This is a genomic window from Thiovibrio frasassiensis, from assembly GCF_029607905.1.
Lineage (GTDB): Bacteria > Desulfobacterota > Desulfobulbia > Desulfobulbales > Desulfurivibrionaceae > Thiovibrio > Thiovibrio frasassiensis.
The window spans coordinates 519682-536438 of the sequence record NZ_JAPHEH010000001.1; the positions used below are offsets into that span (position 1 = coordinate 519682).

The 16757-nt window shown below is 58.1% G+C and carries 21 protein-coding genes; 16 read left to right on the top strand and 5 right to left on the bottom strand.

Annotation, left to right across the window (positions count from 1 at the left end; all coding sequences use genetic code 11):
* The first annotated feature begins 403 nt into the window (after nucleotides 1–403).
* The 10 genes from nrfH to OLX77_RS02450 all read left to right on the top strand — a co-directional run bounded on the left by nrfH (nucleotide 404) and on the right by OLX77_RS02450 (nucleotide 10498).
* Nucleotides 404–868 (top strand): cytochrome c nitrite reductase small subunit, encoded by a 465-nt coding sequence (nrfH, locus tag OLX77_RS02405; protein WP_307631988.1) that lies wholly within the window; start codon nucleotides 404–406, stop codon nucleotides 866–868.
* A 33-nt stretch (nucleotides 869–901) separates the two neighbouring features.
* Nucleotides 902–2389, top strand: a complete 1488-nt coding sequence (locus tag OLX77_RS02410; protein ID WP_307631989.1) for an ammonia-forming cytochrome c nitrite reductase subunit c552 — start codon at nucleotides 902–904, stop codon at nucleotides 2387–2389.
* A 186-nt stretch (nucleotides 2390–2575) separates the two neighbouring features.
* Nucleotides 2576–2992, top strand: coding sequence for a secondary thiamine-phosphate synthase enzyme YjbQ (locus tag OLX77_RS02415; protein WP_307631990.1), 417 nt, complete (start codon nucleotides 2576–2578; stop codon nucleotides 2990–2992).
* Between the two features lie 9 nt (nucleotides 2993–3001).
* Nucleotides 3002–3571: a CDP-alcohol phosphatidyltransferase family protein gene (locus OLX77_RS02420; protein WP_307631991.1), complete on the top strand. Its 570-nt coding sequence runs from the start codon at nucleotides 3002–3004 to the stop codon at nucleotides 3569–3571.
* 18 nt (nucleotides 3572–3589) lie between these two features.
* Entirely contained in the window at nucleotides 3590–4876 is a 1287-nt protein-coding gene (locus OLX77_RS02425) for an MFS transporter (protein WP_307631992.1), read from the top strand.
* A 109-nt stretch (nucleotides 4877–4985) separates the two neighbouring features.
* Nucleotides 4986–7538 carry an ATP-dependent helicase HrpB gene (gene hrpB, locus OLX77_RS02430; RefSeq protein WP_307634058.1) on the top strand — a complete coding sequence of 851 codons (2553 nt, stop codon included), beginning with the start codon at nucleotides 4986–4988 and terminating at the stop codon, nucleotides 7536–7538.
* A gap of 86 nt (nucleotides 7539–7624) precedes the next feature.
* Nucleotides 7625–8254, top strand: a complete 630-nt coding sequence (locus OLX77_RS02435; RefSeq protein ID WP_307631993.1) for a bifunctional 4-hydroxy-2-oxoglutarate aldolase/2-dehydro-3-deoxy-phosphogluconate aldolase — start codon at nucleotides 7625–7627, stop codon at nucleotides 8252–8254.
* Between the two features lie 153 nt (nucleotides 8255–8407).
* A complete protein-coding gene (locus OLX77_RS02440) occupies nucleotides 8408–9355 on the top strand; it encodes an aldolase catalytic domain-containing protein (RefSeq protein ID WP_307631994.1) in 948 nt (315 codons plus the stop codon).
* A gap of 114 nt (nucleotides 9356–9469) precedes the next feature.
* On the top strand, nucleotides 9470–9958 hold the full coding sequence (locus OLX77_RS02445; protein WP_307631995.1) for a hypothetical protein: 489 nt from the start codon (nucleotides 9470–9472) through the stop codon (nucleotides 9956–9958).
* 24 nt (nucleotides 9959–9982) lie between these two features.
* Complete coding sequence (locus tag OLX77_RS02450; RefSeq protein ID WP_307631996.1) at nucleotides 9983–10498, top strand: O-acetyl-ADP-ribose deacetylase; 516 nt, start codon at nucleotides 9983–9985, stop codon at nucleotides 10496–10498.
* Here the strand turns inward: OLX77_RS02450 and OLX77_RS02455 are convergent.
* The 4 genes from OLX77_RS02455 to OLX77_RS02470 form a co-directional block, all read right to left on the bottom strand.
* Nucleotides 10495–10722, bottom strand: a complete 228-nt coding sequence (locus OLX77_RS02455) for an RNA-binding S4 domain-containing protein (protein WP_307631997.1) — start codon at nucleotides 10720–10722, stop codon at nucleotides 10495–10497. The genes OLX77_RS02450 and OLX77_RS02455 overlap by 4 nt on opposite strands.
* Nucleotides 10723–10739: 17 nt before the next feature.
* A complete protein-coding gene (locus tag OLX77_RS02460) occupies nucleotides 10740–11057 on the bottom strand; it encodes a cupin domain-containing protein (RefSeq protein WP_371877484.1) in 318 nt (105 codons plus the stop codon).
* Nucleotides 11058–11227: 170 nt separating this feature from the next.
* Nucleotides 11228–11692: a bactofilin family protein gene (locus tag OLX77_RS02465; protein WP_307631999.1), complete on the bottom strand. Its 465-nt coding sequence runs from the start codon at nucleotides 11690–11692 to the stop codon at nucleotides 11228–11230.
* A gap of 109 nt (nucleotides 11693–11801) precedes the next feature.
* Nucleotides 11802–12692, bottom strand: a complete 891-nt coding sequence (locus OLX77_RS02470; protein ID WP_307632000.1) for a M23 family metallopeptidase — start codon at nucleotides 12690–12692, stop codon at nucleotides 11802–11804.
* Between the two features lie 311 nt (nucleotides 12693–13003).
* On the opposite strand from OLX77_RS02470, the gene OLX77_RS02475 reads away from it, so the two are divergent.
* The 6 genes from OLX77_RS02475 to OLX77_RS02500 all read left to right on the top strand — a co-directional run bounded on the left by OLX77_RS02475 (nucleotide 13004) and on the right by OLX77_RS02500 (nucleotide 16136).
* Nucleotides 13004–13543, top strand: coding sequence for a Smr/MutS family protein (locus OLX77_RS02475; RefSeq protein ID WP_307632001.1), 540 nt, complete (start codon nucleotides 13004–13006; stop codon nucleotides 13541–13543).
* A gap of 24 nt (nucleotides 13544–13567) precedes the next feature.
* Nucleotides 13568–13783, top strand: coding sequence for a hypothetical protein (locus OLX77_RS02480; protein WP_307632002.1), 216 nt, complete (start codon nucleotides 13568–13570; stop codon nucleotides 13781–13783).
* Between the two features lie 112 nt (nucleotides 13784–13895).
* Nucleotides 13896–14744 (top strand): zinc metalloprotease HtpX, encoded by an 849-nt coding sequence (gene htpX, locus OLX77_RS02485; protein ID WP_307632003.1) that lies wholly within the window; start codon nucleotides 13896–13898, stop codon nucleotides 14742–14744.
* 3 nt (nucleotides 14745–14747) lie between these two features.
* Complete coding sequence (locus OLX77_RS02490; protein ID WP_307632004.1) at nucleotides 14748–15413, top strand: HAD family hydrolase; 666 nt, start codon at nucleotides 14748–14750, stop codon at nucleotides 15411–15413.
* Nucleotides 15400–15789, top strand: a complete 390-nt coding sequence (locus tag OLX77_RS02495) for a phage protein GemA/Gp16 family protein (RefSeq protein WP_307632005.1) — start codon at nucleotides 15400–15402, stop codon at nucleotides 15787–15789. Before OLX77_RS02490 ends, OLX77_RS02495 begins: the two co-directional genes overlap by 14 nt.
* On the top strand, nucleotides 15786–16136 hold the full coding sequence (locus OLX77_RS02500; RefSeq protein WP_307632006.1) for a hypothetical protein: 351 nt from the start codon (nucleotides 15786–15788) through the stop codon (nucleotides 16134–16136). The genes OLX77_RS02495 and OLX77_RS02500 overlap by 4 nt, the downstream gene beginning before the upstream one ends.
* Nucleotides 16137–16142: 6 nt before the next feature.
* Here OLX77_RS02500 and OLX77_RS02505 read toward each other — a convergent pair whose 3' ends face one another.
* Nucleotides 16143–16607 (bottom strand): DoxX family protein, encoded by a 465-nt coding sequence (locus OLX77_RS02505; RefSeq protein ID WP_307632007.1) that lies wholly within the window; start codon nucleotides 16605–16607, stop codon nucleotides 16143–16145.
* Between the last annotated feature and the right edge of the window lie 150 nt (nucleotides 16608–16757).

Below are 16757 nucleotides of genomic sequence, written 5' to 3' on the forward strand. Positions count from 1 at the left end.
AACGCAGAGGGTGCCCCACAAGGTGCTTACCCCACAAACCCATTGTATGTTACCGTTTGGTAGCAGTCAATTGTCTTTTGCTGTTTCAGCCTGGTAACATTTCTGATTGTTTCTCTTGATTTTACAACAAAAAAACGATGGCACCCCTTTTGCAAAAAAACTTAATGAATGACGGCCTGGAGCTTTTCCGGAGCCTGAACTGAAAACAATGAGGAATGCTCGAGAAGGAAGGGTCCTCGTAATTCAGGAGGTGCCCATCTGGTGAAGATACCGATCATCCCTGGGTCGCATCAGGTTAATAAAAAAAAGTTTTTGGATACTCCTTTTTTTTGATAGCCTGAGAGAAGAACAAAGAAGAAACGCCTGCAGGATTCGCGCAGCAAAAAAACAAGGAGGTACGCCTATGGGTAACAAAAAGGGAAGGAGGGGCTGGCTGATCGCTCTCACCGTCCTTGGCGTCGGCATTCTGGTTGCGATTTTCTTGGCATTGGGACCTCCCCAGCTCCTGGCAAAATCGGAAACCCCCAACTTTTGTGCCAGTTGCCATGTGATGGAGGAGGAATATGATGCTTGGGCCCATGCCGGCGCCCATCGGCGGAAAGCGTGCGTGGACTGCCATCTGCCGAATGACAACCTGGCTCTGCACTATGTCTGGAAGAGTATCGACGGCATGAAGGATGTCCTGTTCTTTTATTCCAATCAGGTGCCAGAACGGATTGAAATCAGTGGACACGGCAAGGCGGTGGTCCAAGCCAATTGCATCCGCTGTCACGAGACCACCGTTGACCACATTGACCAAAAACGGCTTTGCTGGGAATGCCATCGCCGGGTTCCGCACAGGGGCGTTGGTTCAATGCAAACACTGTAACGCACGCAACAAAGACAACATAAGGAGGAGAATATGCAAAAGAAATTACTGTTGCCCCTGGTCCTGCTGGTAACCGGTGGCGTGCTGCTGACCGGCTGCAAAGGTCCCGAGAAGGTAGAGGCTGTCCGGGCAGTGAAGATTGCCGATGGTGAAATGGATCCGGCGGAATGGGGGAAGGCCTACCCGGTCCACTACGACCTGTGGAAAAAAACCGCCGAACCGACTCCCGCCGGCAAGAGCAAATACAAGAGAGGCTTCAATGCCGACGGCATCACCTACGACAAGCTCTCGGAGTTTCCATACATGGCCCTGCTTTTTAACGGCTGGGGCTTCGGCGTCGAGTACAACGAACCCCGCGGCCACGCCTTTATGCTTAAAGATCAGGTTACCATCGACCCAGCCCGCGTCGGAGCCGGGGGCGTCTGCCTGACCTGCAAAACTCCCTACGCACCTCAACTTGAGAAAGAAAAGGGGTTCGATTACTACAGCAAGCCCTGGGCCGAGGTCCGCGATATGATCCCGGAAAAATTCCGCGATCTCGGTGTTGCCTGCGTCGACTGCCACGACAACAACGGGATGGGGCTCAAGCTCTCCCGCGAGTTCACCCTGGGCAAGGCGCTCGAGGAAATGAAGGTTGACCGCAGCAAGCTCACCCATCAGGATATGCGCACCCTGGTCTGTGCCCAATGCCACGTAACTTACAATATCAAGAAGGATGAAAACAAGAAGTCGGTGGGCGTCTACTTCCCATGGCAGGGCAGCACCTATGGCGACATCTCGGTTGAGAACATCATCAAGCAGATCCGCTCCGACAATACCGTAGGGGAATGGACCCAGAAGGTTACCGGCTACAAGATGCCCTTCATGCGGCACCCTGAGTTTGAACTCTATTCCCGGAACAGTGTCCACTGGATGGCGGGCGCTGCCTGTGCCGACTGCCATATGCCCTATACCAAGGTGGGCAGCAACAAGCTCTCCGACCACCGGGTGACCAGCCCGCTTAAGGCCGACATGAAGGCCTGCCAACAATGCCATACCGAAACCCCGGAGTGGCTGCGCCAACAGGTGATCACGATCCAGGACCGTACCGCCTCCATGATGGTCCGTTCCGGTTACGCCACCGCCACCGTGGCCAAGCTGATTGAGCGGGTGCACACCCTGCAGGCGGAAGGCAAGGAGATCGACCAGAAACTTTACGAGAAGGCCAAGGATTTTTATATGGAAGCCTTCTTCCGCAGTCTGTTCATCGGGGCCGAGAACTCGATTGGCTTCCACAACCCCACCGAAGCGATGCGGATCCTCGGAGATTCCACCGCCTTTGCCACCAAGGCAGAAGGGCTCCTGCGCCAAGCACTTACCAAGGCTGGCGAGGATGTGCCGATGAACGTTAATCTCGAGCTTGACAAGTACCTCAATGAACGGGGCAAGAAAAAGCTCATGCAGCAGAAGGACGTGGAATTCAAGGACCCCTTCGGCGTTGAGGAAAAACTGAACACCGTGACACCCGTCACCACGAAGTAACGAGAAATAATCTCTCTCGCCAAAGCCCCCTGCCCATTCATTCCGGGCAGGGGGCTTTTTTGGGTCCGCAAAACATCAGGGCGACCACCGCAACACAACTTATCCTTTACTGCCCCCCCATTCTTTGCCAGAATGACTCTATAAACTCCAAAGACCATCGCTTCAATACCTCAGGACTCTCCTCCCATGAAAAGCTTTCGCAAAGAACTTGTCTTCAACGTCCCAAGCCGTCGCGCTTTTATCAATATCACCCCACAGGTGGCGGAATGCCTGCAAGAATCCGGAATCCAGGAAGGCTTGGCCCTGATCAACGCCATGCACATCACCGCCTCGGTCTTCATCAACGACGATGAATCGGGGTTGCACCACGATTACGAGGTCTGGCTGGAGCATCTTGCTCCGCACGAGCCGGTTTCCCAGTACCGACATAATGGTTATGAAGACAATGCGGATGCCCATCTGAAGCGGCAGGTCATGGGCCGTGAAGTTGTAGTGGCCATCACCGAGGGGAAATTCGACTTCGGCCCCTGGGAGCAGATTTTTTACGGCGAGTTTGACGGCGGCCGCAAAAAAAGGGTGTTGGTAAAAATCATCGGAGCATAGGCTGGTACCGTGACGAAAAGAGCCCTGACCATCCCCGATCTGCTGAGCATCCTGCGCATCCTCATTGCGCCCCTGCTTCTGGTGGCCGGGCTAACGGGCCAAACCGAGCTCTTTCTTTTCCTCTTTCTCCTTTCCCTGGTCAGCGATGGCCTGGACGGCTTTCTGGCCAGGCGGTTCCATCAGGTCTCCCAATGGGGCGCCCAGCTCGACAGCTGGGGCGATCTTGCCACCTATCTTGCCGCCCCGGTCGGAGTCTGGCTGCTCTGGCCGACCATTGTCCACCAGGAGCTGATCTTTATCCTCTTGGGCCTCGGTTCCTTTCTTCTTCCGATCCTGCTCGGCTTTTGCAAGTTCGGCCGCCTGACCAGTTATCATACTTGGGCGGCAAAAACCGCCGCAATCCTTCTGGGGGTTAGCGCCCCGTTGCTCCTCCTCGGCGGTCCACCCTACCCGTTCCGCGCCGCCATCATCGTCTTCCTGCTGGCCGAAGTGGAAGAGGTGGCCATCACCCTGCGTCTGAAACGTTGGCGGACAAACATCCCGAGCTTCTGGCATTGCTGCCGGTTGCCGCCGGAGTAAAAACCGGAGAGAATTGTCATGTCGCTTCCCCAAAAACCGACCCCGGAAAACCGACGGATCTTTACCTGGTGCCTCTATGACTGGGCAAACTCCTCCTTCACCACCCTGGTGGTCACCTTTGTCTATGCCACCTACTTCACTCAGAAAATAGCCGCAGACCCCACCACCGGCACCGCCCTCTGGTCGCGGGGGATCGCGATCAGCGCCCTGGTCATTGCCCTGCTCTCTCCCTTTCTCGGTGCGGCGGCCGACCGGCAGGGCAAGCTCCGCGCCTATCTGGTCCGTTCCTCCCTTTGGTGCATCGCGGCCACCGCCCTGCTCACCTTTGTCGCCCCCGGCATGGAGCACGCAACCACCCTCGCCCTGACCCTCTTCATTCTCGCCAACGTCGCCTTTGAACTGGGGATCGTCTTCTACAATGCCATGCTGCCCGCCATTGCTCCGCCGGAAAAACTGGGGTGCATCTCCGGCTACGGCTGGGGCTTCGGCTATCTCGGCGGCCTCTGCTGTCTGGCTCTCGCCGGCCTTACCCTGGTCAGCGAGACTCCGTTCCTGCCCATTTCCACCGAGGCCGGCTTTCAATACCGGGCCAGCAACCTGCTGGTGGCGGCCTGGTTTCTCCTCTTCAGCCTGCCGCTCTTCCGCTCTGCCCCGACACAATCTCCTCGCCCCCCAGAGCCTGCCCCACTCTCCCTAAAGTCCCGATTTCTGCAAACCCTCAAGGATCTAGGGGACTATCCCGAGGTGGGGAAATTTCTCCTCGCGCATCTCCTTTACAACGACGGGCTCGTCACCATTATCGCCTTTGGCGGCATCTATGCGGCCGGCACCTTCGGGATGCGCTTCGATGAGGTCCTTGTTTTTGGCATCGCGTTGAACATTGCCGCCGGAATCGGCTCCCTGGTGATGGGTAGGGTGGATGACCGGCTGGGCGGCAAGGTCACCGTCCTCCTCAGTCTGGCTGCGCTCAGCGCGGGCAGCCTCCTTGCCGTGCTCAGTTACAGCCGCCCCACCTTCTGGCTGGCCGGTTGCATCATCGGCTTTTTTACCGGCCCCAATCAGGCGGCCAGCCGCTCTTTGATGGCCCGCCTGACCCCGGAACAGCACCGGGCGGAATTTTTCGGCTTCTTCACCCTCTCAGGCAAGATCACCTCCTTCCTCGGCCCCCTGCTCCTGGGCTGGGCCACCTCCCATTGGCAGAGCCAGCGGGTCGGCATGGCCACGGTGCTGCTTTTTTTTACCGCCGGCGGCCTGCTGCTCCTCCGCGTTCATGGAAAATGCCCGGAACGCGTCCGGCCCGTCTAAAAAACCTTTGCAGCATGCGCGCTTCCCGTTACAGTTCGTTTTCTGAGAATCAATCTCCAGATGCAACACCATTATTTTTCCAAAAGGAACATCCATTATTAAACTCCCCATCCACAAGATCCTGCCGGAACTTCGAGCGCAGTTCGCCAACCACGCGGCGGTGGTGCTCAGCGCCCCGCCCGGCTCGGGCAAGACCACGGTGGTGCCGCCAGCCCTCCTTGCAGAACCCTGGCTGGCGGGCTCCACCATCCTGATGCTGGAGCCGCGCCGCCTTGCGGCCCGGATGGCCGCCACTTTCATGGCCAAACAACTGGGCGAAGAGGTCGGCCAGACCGTGGGCTACCGGGTCCGTTTTGAAGCGAAGGTCTCGAAAGCAACCAGGGTGGAGGTGGTGACCGAGGGGGTACTCACCCGGAGGATGCAGGACGATCCCGAGCTGACCGGAGTGGGATTGGTGATCTTTGACGAATTCCACGAGCGCAGCCTGCAAGCGGATCTGGCCCTGGCCCTCTGCCTGGATGTAATGAGCGGACTCCGGGAGGATCTCAAGCTGCTGATCATGTCCGCCACCCTGGATACCGGCGCGGTCAGCACATTGCTAAACAACGCCCCGGTGGTGATGGGCGCGGGACAGAGCTACCCCGTGGGGGTGGAATACTGCCGGGCAGGACAACTGCCCCAGCCCCAGCCCCAGCCCCGGGAAATCGCCAAGCAGGTGAGCGCCACCATCCACAGGGCGCTGGCCGAACAACCGGGCGACATCCTGGCCTTTCTCCCCGGCGGGGCGGAGATCCGCCATACCCAAGCCTTGCTCAATGCTGCCCTTCCTTCCGCCGAAATTGCCATCCATCCCCTCTTCGGCGACCTGAGCCTCGCGGCCCAGACCGCCGCAGTGCAGCCTGACCGCCAGGGAAAGCGGCGCATCATCCTGGCCACCCCCATCGCCGAAACCAGTATCACCATTGAGGGCATCCATACCGTGGTGGACAGCGGCTGGAAACGATCCCCGCAATTCGACCCCAACAGCGGCTTGAGCCGTCTCACCACCCAACGCATCTCGCGCGCCTCCGCCACCCAGCGCACCGGCCGGGCCGGGCGCCTTGGCCCAGGGTACTGCTACCGATTGTGGAGCCTCGGGGAGGAGCACGGCCTCAAACCCTTCGACCCGCCGGAAATCCTGAGCGCCGACCTGAGCCAGCTGGTTCTGGATCTGGCCCGCTGGGGAATACATGCCCCGAGTGGCTTGCGCTGGCTCGATCCTCCGCCACCCGGACATTTCGCCCAGGCCCAGGAGGTTTTGCATGCCCTCGGAGCCTTGGACCAACAGAACCGCATCACCCCCCTTGGCAGAAAAATGGCAGAACTCCCGACCCATCCGCGCCTTGGTCTCATGCTGCTCGGCGCTGCAAAACAGGGGGCAAGCTCTCTGGCCTGCGATCTCGCGGCCCTGCTCGGGGAGCGGGATATCATCAAGGGGCGTGACCGTTCGGCGGATATCGAAGATCGGCTCCATGCCCTGGCCGCCTTCCGCAGCGATGGCCCGGCCGCGGCCAAAGCTCTTGGGGCGGACACCGATGGCTGCCGCAGGGTGATCCAAACCAGCAGACAGCTTTGGGAGCATCTCCCCAAACCAGCCAGAACCAAAGGAGATGCCCCCGCAAAAACAGCGGCAGCAGCGACAGCGGCGGCAGCGACAGCGGGCGAACTCCTGGCCTTGGCCTTCCCGGACCGGATCGGCCAGCGGAGAGCTCTGGGCCAGGGCCAATACAAGCTGACCTCCGGGCGCGGGGCGGTGCTCCCTGCCCATGACCGCCTCGCGGCCCACGAATATCTTACGGTGGCCGAACTGGACGCGGGCCGGATCGAAGGAAGGATCTTTCTCGCCGCCCCTTTGAGCAAGGAAGCACTGATGATCCTCTTCGCCCCCCGGCTGCAACGGGAGGAAAAGGTTTTCTGGGAAGAGCAGAGCGGTTCGGTAAAAGGTCAGCGGGTTGTGCGGCTGGAGGAGCTGGTCCTTGCGACCGCCCCCCTGGCAAAACCCTCAGCCGAGGCGGTACTCACCGCCCTGCTTTCCGGCATCCGCACTCTTGGCCTGAGTGTCCTGCCCTGGAGCGAGAAGGCCACGGAGTTACGGGCCCGACTGCAATGTCTGCACCTCTGGCAGCCGGACGGGGGCTGGCCGGATCTCTCGGAGGCCTGGTTGCTCGAAAATCTTGAGCAGTGGCTCGCCCCCTATCTCTCCGGGATACGCAACGCGGAACAGCTCAAGAAACTCGACCTGGCCGCCATCCTCACTGCCCTGCTCGACTGGAAGTACCAAAGCCAGCTGGACCGCGAGGCGCCCACCCACCTCACGGTGCCCAGCGGCTCAAAGGTCCGGCTGCACTACACCCCGGGCGAGCCGCCGGTCCTGGCGGTACGCCTCCAAGAGATGTTCGGGTTGGCCGACACCCCGAGGATCTGCAACAACGCAGTGACGGTGCTGCTCCATCTCCTCTCCCCGGCCCAGCGGCCCATGCAGATCACCCAGGATCTGCGCGGCTTCTGGGAAGGAGCCTACCATGAGGTAAAAAAAGAGCTCCGCGGCCGCTACCCCAAACACCACTGGCCGGACGACCCCTGGCAGGCCCAGCCCACCCGCCGGATCAAGCCCAGAAAATAGGCGGGTTGAGTGCGGCAAATCCTGCGTGCGCGTCATGTCCTTCGTGGTACAATAAATATTGATGAAAATATGAACAGGAGCGAGCCATGGAGCTTGATGTTTCAGTAATCGGTATACTGCGGGGAGTGGCGGGTGATTTTTTCGGCGAGGCCATGCAGATCTCTTTTGCCGGTGGACTTACGGCCATGGAAGTCACCATGAACACCCCAGACGCCGAAAAAATCGTTAGAGAATACAGGTCCGCCGTGCCCGCAGGCAAGCTGCTGGGCATGGGCACCATCCGTAACCTCGAAGAAGCCATCCGGGCCGTGGCTGCCGGGGCCATGTTTCTCGTGACTCCCAACCTCGACACCAAAGTGATCGAATATGCCAAGGCAGAAGGGGTCCCCATTGTCGCCGGAGCATTGACGCCCACCGAGGTGTATACCGCCTGGTCCGCCGGGGCCGATCTGGTCAAGGTTTTTCCCTGCGGCGCCATGGGCGGACCCCAGTACATCAAGGATCTTCTCGGACCTTTCGATCATCTCCGCCTCGCCGCCGTTGGCGGGGTGAGCCTGGCCAATCTGCCGGAATATTTTAAGGCCGGCGCCGCAGCGGTGGGCGTATCAACCAGCCTCTTCGGCGCTAAGGCGTTGCGGGAGAAGAACCTTGACCAGATCGGGCAAAATGTAAAAATTTTCATTGAGCATTGTCGCGAGGCAAAAGATCGGGTATGATTCCTACCTTTACTTGCTAAATTTAGGAGCCGTTACGCAATACCCTCTCCAGTTCTGCCTGCTTCGTTACGGCTCCTTATGCCGCACGATATCCCCAAGGTGAGAGATATTCTGAAACAACGGCCTACGTCTTTTTCAAGGAGACTTTCCCCCATGTTCAGACCGGAAATTAAAGTGATTGACTGCACCGTCCGCGACGGCGGCTTGATGAATAAATGGCAGTTCGACGACAAGTTCGTCCGCGCTGTCTATCAGGGGCTGAGCGAGGCCGGGGTCGACTACATGGAGATCGGCTACCTCAGCTCCGAATCCGCTTTTTGCCGCACCGAAGTCGGACCCTGGAAATTCTGCGCCGAGGACGATCTGCTCCGGATCATCGGGGAGAGCGAAAAAAAGATCAAATTCTCGGCCATGGCCGACATCGGCCGCATCGACTACAACGATATCCGCCCCCAAAAGGAGAGCGTGCTCGATATGGTGCGGGTGGCCTGCTATGTCCACCAGATCGACAAGGCCATCGCCCTGGCCCACCACTGCCAGGACAAGGGCTACGAAACGACGATCAATCTGATGGCCGTCTCCACCGTGGGTCCGCGGGAGCTGGAAGAAGGGCTGGACGACCTGGCGAAAAGTCGGGTGCCGATCATCTATCTGGTGGACAGCTTCGGCGCCTTCTACCAGGAAGACATCGAGCTGCTGGCCAAACTGTACATGGAGCGGCTGCCCGGCAAGACCATCGGCATCCATGCCCACAACAACCAGCAGCTGGCCTTTGCCAACACCATCTCCTCGGTGATCTGCGGGATCAATTATCTGGACGCCACCCTGTACGGCATGGGACGCGGCGCGGGCAACTGCCCCACGGAACTGCTGCTCTCCTTTCTCAAAAACCCCAAGTTCAATGTGCGCCCGCTCATCAAGGTCATCGAGGAGGAGATTCTCCCCTGGCGGGAAAAAATCGACTGGGGCTATTTCATCCCCTATATGGTCGGCGGAGTTATGAACCAGCATCCCAAAGCGGCCATGGCCTGCATGGAATCCGACAAGAAAAACCTGATCACCGAATTTTACGACCAGATGACCAGCGCCGCCGCTATCTGAGTTTTTCGAAAAACGCGTATCAGACAAGGCAGCCTCGCAACGGGCTGCCTTTTTTATTGCCCCTCTTCCTGTTCTTTCGAGATATAATGAGTAAAGAACCACAAGGAGGACATCATGCGTCTCGGGAAACAATGCCATCTTCTCCGGCAGGGCCTCGTTCTGCTGCCCCTGCTCCTTATTGCTGCTGCCTGTGGCAGACCTGCCTATTTTTTCCGCGTGGATCTCAGCATCAACGCGGCCCTGGAATCAAACCATCCCTTGCCGGGCTACACCTACTACTACAGCGGCCCGGAGGATTTCCCCCTGGCCATCCTGGGGATCCGGCCGGAATACCGGTTAAAAAAAGAGTTCTGGATCCCGGTGGAGCTGACGGAAACGAAACTTGAGGGGTGGATGGAGGTCATCGACAACCCCCACCGCAGCCTGAAGACCAGATACCACGGCAAGGTGATCCGGACAGCGGAAGGGGAGGAAATCGGCATCTGGTACTCGCCCCAGGAATGGTCTACGGTGCGCATGGGAACAGATGGGGAGGTCGCCATCGACACCCCGCCCAATACCCTCTATGAGAAAATCAGCGGCGACACCACCGGTTTCCCTTGAACAAGTGAGGGCTGCGAGACACCCATGACCAACGACAAGATACAACTGACGGGAGAGGATATTACCAGGATCAAGGCGGATGGTATTGTGAATGCCGCGAACAATTCGCTGCTTGGCGGCGGTGGGGTGGACGGCGCCATCCACCGGGGTGCCGGCCCGGAATTGCTCGCGGCATGCTGGGAACTTGGGGGCTGCCCGACGGGCGAGGCGCGGATCACCAAGGGCTACAACCTGCCGGCCGCCTGGGTCATCCACACGGTGGGGCCGGTTTGGCACGGCGGCACCCAAGGAGAGCCGGAACTGCTAGCCCGCTGCTACCGCAGCTGTTTTTCCCTGGCCCGGGAATATGGCCTCACAACCATCGCCTTTCCCGCGATCAGCACGGGAGTCTATGGTTATCCCAAAGAAGCGGCGGCACGGATTGCCATCCGGGAGGCACGCAGGGCTCTCGCGGAGAACAAAACTCTCGCCAGCATTCTCTTTGTCTGCTTTAACAGCGCAACACGCCTGGCGTACGAGAAGGGTTTGGCAGAGCCCTAATCTCCCGCCTTGGCAACAACCTCCAGAAGCTCTCCCGCAAACTCCACCAGATCTCCAGGCACAAGCTGACGGCCACGGCGGGTTTCCACCTCGCCGTTGACCGTTGCCTCACCCTCCTGAATCCGGAGCTTGCTCTCTCCGCCGGTGTCCACCACCCCAGCCAGTTTGAGAAACTGACCAAGCCGGATAACCCCGGGCCGCACTGCCACCTGTTGTCTTCCCATGTTGCATGTTCCTTTTGTTAAAACGGCGGGGCGATGGTCACCAGAATCCGCAGATCGGTGTGGGCCCGAACGCCGTGGGGTTCGCTGATGTCGCACAGCAGCAGGTCGCCGGCCTGGGCCGGAATACCCTGCGCATCCTTACCGAGAAACTCCCCTGTTCCCTCCAGTATCTGGATGGAGAGCTGGCCTTCCGTTTCATGGGAATGCACCGGAAAAACCTGCCCGGCGCTGAGATTGAAATTCAGGATCCTAAACCAGGGTGAATCGTGGATCAACATCCTCTTCATGCTCTTGCTGTCAAAAATTCTCGTCTCGGCCAGGTTCTTTTTCTCCATCATCGCAGCACCTCCTAGGGGCAAGTTGGCATCTTTACTCTTGCATCCCATTATACGAGACCCGGGCCCGAATTTCCTTGACCTGGATCAACCCCCACGATACAGCATAAAAAAAGCCGCCATCCGAAATTCGCATGGCGGCGGGCACAGACATAATTTTGCGCAGCGGCTTACTTGAGAGCAGCCGCCTTCTTCTTCCCCTGGCTCGCGGAAGCGGCCTCTTTCATCCGCGCCTCCCAATCCTCTTCCTGAGAAGCAGCGCCGGGAACCAAGCGCAATTCCTGACTCCGGGATTTAATTTCCCCATTGAGCACAGCACCGGACTCCACCGCCAGATCCATGGTCTCGACCTTGCCTTCGATAAAGCCGCTTTTCACCACATACAGCTTCTGGACATTCACCGTACCTTCAACCCGGCCCGAACAGACAAAGGTGGAGACAACGATATCCCCGGATATCATCCCGGTTTCCCCGAGAATAAGATATTCCCCGCGAATATTTCCTTCGGCCTTGCCATCGAGACGCAGCTTGCCTTTAAAGGAGATATCGCCAACCAGCTGCATGTCTGCGCCGATAACACTGGTGATCGTCTCTGACTTTGTTTCGCCGATACCCTGCTTATTAAAAAACCCCATGTCAATCACCTGCTGTGGATTTACCCGGAACCGTTTTGCCATCCGGGTGATGACATCATTGCGCGCCAACGGCTTAAAAATTGTTACGCCAACAAAACAAGGTGCTTCCTCATAGGGCTTTTACCGTTGCCTGTTTCTGCGGCACGGCAACAACACGCGGACGTACTTGAATAAATCTGACCGGATCGAGCAATTTATCCCGGTACTTGATTTCATAATGCAAATGAGCGCCGGTACTTCTTCCGGAATTCCCCATCAAGCCGATGACCTGCCCCCGGCTCACGGTATCGCCGGGTTTTACAAAATCCTTCTGGAGATGGAGATAACTGGTCTGGAATTTATTGCCATGATCCAAGACGATAAAATTGCCATGCCCCCGATCAAAGCCGTTGGTAACGACAACACCGTCCGCCGGCGCAATGATTTTGGCACCGAGTTGCTTTCTGATATCAACCCCGCCATGGAAGGCCGGTTCCCCGTTGATGGGATCAAGCCGGGAGCCGAACTGGGAGGTAATAGTCCCCCGCACCGGCGCCCCCAGAGGGACGGATTGGATGGTATCCAGATAATGGTCCACCTTCAAGGTCAGACCTTCATAAGACTCTTGGGGCCGCCGGGTAAAAGGTCCACCCGCGCCTTTCGCGCTCTCATGCACCTCAAGATTCACCCCGACCGAGGCGAGGATGGATTCGATAGCCTGGCTTTTTTGTTTGAGATCGGTCAGGGCGGCGTTCAGCTGGGCCTGCTGCTCCCGCTCCTGCTTAACTGCATGGGCCTGCATGCTTGCGTTCAAGGCGGCCGTTCCGACCAGATCCTTTTGCACGGCGGCAAGCTGCTTGCGCAGGACGATGTTTTCTCCGGAAGAAAACCAGCCGAACCCGCTGCCAAGAACGAAAAAACAACAAACCCCGAGCATGACTTTGATGGTCTTGCTGGATACGGCAAAGGAACGGATTGCCCCTCGCTCACCGGTTACAATAAAATGTATCTGTTTTTCCATGCGGCAGAGATCCCCTCTCGTGTACAATCCGGCTGTCAAACAGTACCCGCGCCCGCTAAAAGCGGCCCAGGCTTATGAAACTATCTCCTCGAAAAAGGAAGGAAATCGACGAAAGCTTTGAGAAAGGGTACCAGGAATATGGTTGCCAAACCAGATTTTTTTTACCTCTTGCCGAGTGGGTGCCCGCAACCCTTTCTGCTTGAGGCCTTTGCCGGGTTATTTTTTTGTCCCTTGTCTCTCGGCAAGAAAAACGCTATGCATATTTCATATACGCATCGTTTTCTTTCTTCCTCTCTTGTATACAAACATCCATGCGCAAAAAGCACCCTTCGCCTCGACAGGCCGCCCCAGTCAGCAAAAAATCAAAGAAAGGGGCCGCCTCCCCGCACCGCCGGAAACTGACGGCCAGCGACGATCTGGGCGCTCTCTTCTCCGCTGATCAGGAAAAGGGGGGAATGCAAAGCTTTGCCAGCGCCTTGGCCACCGGAATTCCCGCGGCAACCCTTGCCGAAATCCTTTCGGATAAAGAGGAGCTGCCAACCCCGGCTCAAACACTGCGGGGTGCGATAAAAAGCTCTCCTCCCCCCCAGGAGCACATCGATCTCCATGGCTGCACCGCTGCCGAGGCGGAAATAAGAACGGAAAACTTCCTGACCCGGGCGCTGCGCAATCATCTCAAAACCGTCATGGTCATAACCGGCAAGGGGATCCATTCGAAGGAAGGCCCCGTACTCAAAGACGTTATCGAGACCAGGCTCAAGATCATGAAAGACGACGGTTCGATCCTCACCTATCTCTGGGAAAAGAAGGACCGGGAAAAAAGCGGGGCGTTGCTCGTCTACCTGCCCTGAAGCACAAACAAAAGGATTCGTGCCATGAACCATCAGGTCGCTGTTTTCACCCCCTTTCCCTTTGTCGTCGGCCAGAAAATCCACATTGCCACCGGTCCGCGCACCGGCGACTGGCTGGTGATCGGCCTGAGCGAACGCAAAGTCCAGCTCCGTTGCCCGGTTTCCGGCCGGGAGGTGGAGTGGGACCGGTTCTGCTATCTCAGCGAGACCCGCGAGCAGGAATGGCCCCTGCCCCGCTGAAATTTTCATTTTCCCCACCCTTGACTTGGATGCAGCCCGAATTATATTCCCTCACAGCGTCCGGGCCTCCCGCCCGGCGAAACAGGCACCCGATACGCAACGAGGTTTATTTATGGGAAACACGATAAAAACAGCCATGCTGATGGCAGCCCTCACCGCCCTCTTCATGGTGGCAGGCCAGGCCTTGGGCGGCCAGAACGGCATGACCCTGGCCCTGCTCATGGCGGCAGGGATGAATTTTTTCGCCTATTGGTTCAGCGACAAGCTGGCCCTGAAGATGGGCGGCGCCCGGGAGGTGGAGCAGAGCGAGGCGCCGGTGCTGCATGCACTGGTGGCCGGGCTTTCCGCGCGGGCCGGACTGCCCAAGCCCCGGGTCTATATCATTGACAGCGACACCCCCAATGCCTTTGCCACGGGGAGAAACCCCGAGCATGCGGCGGTGGCGGTCACCCGAGGGCTGATTTCCATCCTCAGCCGCGACGAGTTGGAAGGCGTTCTCGCCCATGAGCTGGCCCATATCAAGAACCGGGACATCCTGATCAGCTCCATGGCCGCAGTCATGGCCGGAGCCATCAGCGCCCTTGCCACCATGAGCCAATGGGCCATGCTCTTCGGCATGGGCCGCAGCTCCGATGACGAGGAGGGCAGCGGCGGAATGTTCGGCGCCATTGTGATGATGATTCTCGCCCCCATCGCTGCGGCCCTGATCCAGATGGCCATTTCCCGCAGCCGCGAATACCTGGCGGACGCCACCGGCGCCCAGATCTGCGGCCGACCCGCCTCCCTGGCCAACGCCCTCCAGCGGCTGGAAGACTCCAACCACCGTCTGCCCATGGAGGTCAACCCGGCCACCGCCCAGATGTACATCGTCAACCCGCTTTCCGCCGGGGGAGTGGCCAACCTGTTCAGCACCCACCCGCCCATGCAGGAACGGATCCGCCGCCTGCTGGCCACCGCTTGAGCCATGGCCAATGCTAACGTCATAACCACCGTCCTCTTCGACTATGGCGGAGTCCTGGCCGAAGAGGGGTTCATCCAAGGGCTTGCGGCCATAGCCAAGGAGAACGGGCTTGACCCACCCCCCTTTTTCCATACCGCCACCGAGACCATCTACGATTGCAGCTACGTAACGGGTAAGTGCACGGAGCAGGCATACTGGCAGCTGCTCCGTGCACTTACCGGCATCAGGGGCGAAGATCGGGAGCTCACCGAGGCAATCCTCAGCCGCTTCATCCTGCGCCCCAAGATGCTGGCTGCGGTGCGCGCCCTTCAGGGGCAAGGGCTGAAGCCGGTCATCCTCAGCGACCAGACCGACTGGCTCGACCGCCTCAATACGCGGCAGCCGTTTTTTCAGGAATTTTCCCGAGTCTTCAACAGTTATCATCTGGGAAAAACCAAACGCGAACCCAGCCTGTTTCTTGACGTCCTCGCTGCCCTCAATATCGAGCCGGGACACGCCCTTTTTGTCGACGACAACCCGGGCCACATCGAGCGGGCAGCGGCCCTCGGCCTGCACACCCATCTCTTTCACAATGAACCGCTGTTTTTCGCAGAGCTTGCCCGGCTGGGGTTTACCCACATTCCGCCGGAGGATATGACAAGGGGGGGCGACCGCTATGCTGGATCATAAAAAACTGGCCGTCATCCATATCGTCAAAAAGGAACTTCAGGTAAGCGACCAAGAATACCGCGATACCATGGAAAAGGTGGCGGGAGTCCGCTCGGCAAAGGATCTGGACGAGCCAGGGTTCCAACGGCTCATGCGCTATTTTGCCAGAAGCACCCATTATCGGGCGAGCCGGGAGGGCATTACCTTCCGGCAGAGGATGTACATCAAGCATCTGCTGGAAGATCTTGCCTGGGATAGTCTCCATTGCGCCAATTTTCTAAAAAAATACTACAAAACCAGCAACATAGGGACGCTTTCCAAAACAGAGGCGAGCAAGGTGATCGAAGCGCTGAAACATATTCTGGCTGGACGACAAAAAATGGAAGGACAAGAATGACGGCATTCAAAAATGAATGGGACCTGAGCATGGCCCTGCAGGTTCTGCAGAGTGAAACCGTGGACAGCAAGCTATGGAGCGATGCGGTGAAATGGCTCTTTCTCTTTGGTCCTCCGCAAATCAGGGAGATGATCAGCCAGGCCTCAAGCATGGCAACCAGCGAATTTTTCCCGGATCTTTCCCCCATCGGCTACACCGAAGAGGGCGAGCCCCTGTACGACATCAAAAAATTAGCGGAAAGCTTAGGGATGAGCGAAGAGGAAGCCTTGGCCAAAATGGCGGAGCTGGAAGCGGAACATCATGTTCAGAGCCTGTATGACGGGCCGGCACCGCATAAAATCCACTAGCCCGACTCAGAAAACGATCCCGCCCCGCCGCCTCTCTTTTGCCAAAAGCCGATCAAAAGATAGCATGCCGCCACCCCGGACAACAAGGGCCAGGGCAATGCCGAGCACCAGGAGATGGTACTCATACCCCTCGCCCTGCTGCTGCCCGAACCAGTTCATGAAAAAACCATGCTGCAGATGATTCATCTTCACGCAGATAATGATGGCCGTACCAATGGCCAGGGCCCAAACCCTGGTAAAAAGGCCGAGGATCAGCAACAACGAACCCCCTACCTCGGTAACCATCAAAAGAATAATGGCCCAAAGGGGAAACCCCAGGGCGGTAAACGCAGCAACCGTTGCGCCATAACCTCCCCCCCCGAACCAGCCCAAAAGTTTCTGCGCGCCGTGGGGGAAGATCACCACCCCCAGAGCCAGACGAATCAGGAGTTGAGCCGGGCTGTTATCTGTCGCTGCCAGAGTTTTAACCATCAGAAGCCTCTCACAAAAACCAGTTACACCTGCAATACCCCAGCTGCTTTCGGGATAATCTCTCCTGCTCACGAATCCAGGCAATGACACAAGTGCTTAACATACTTCTTTAACAGCTAAATTTCCAGCTGAAAAACAATCAGCCCTCGC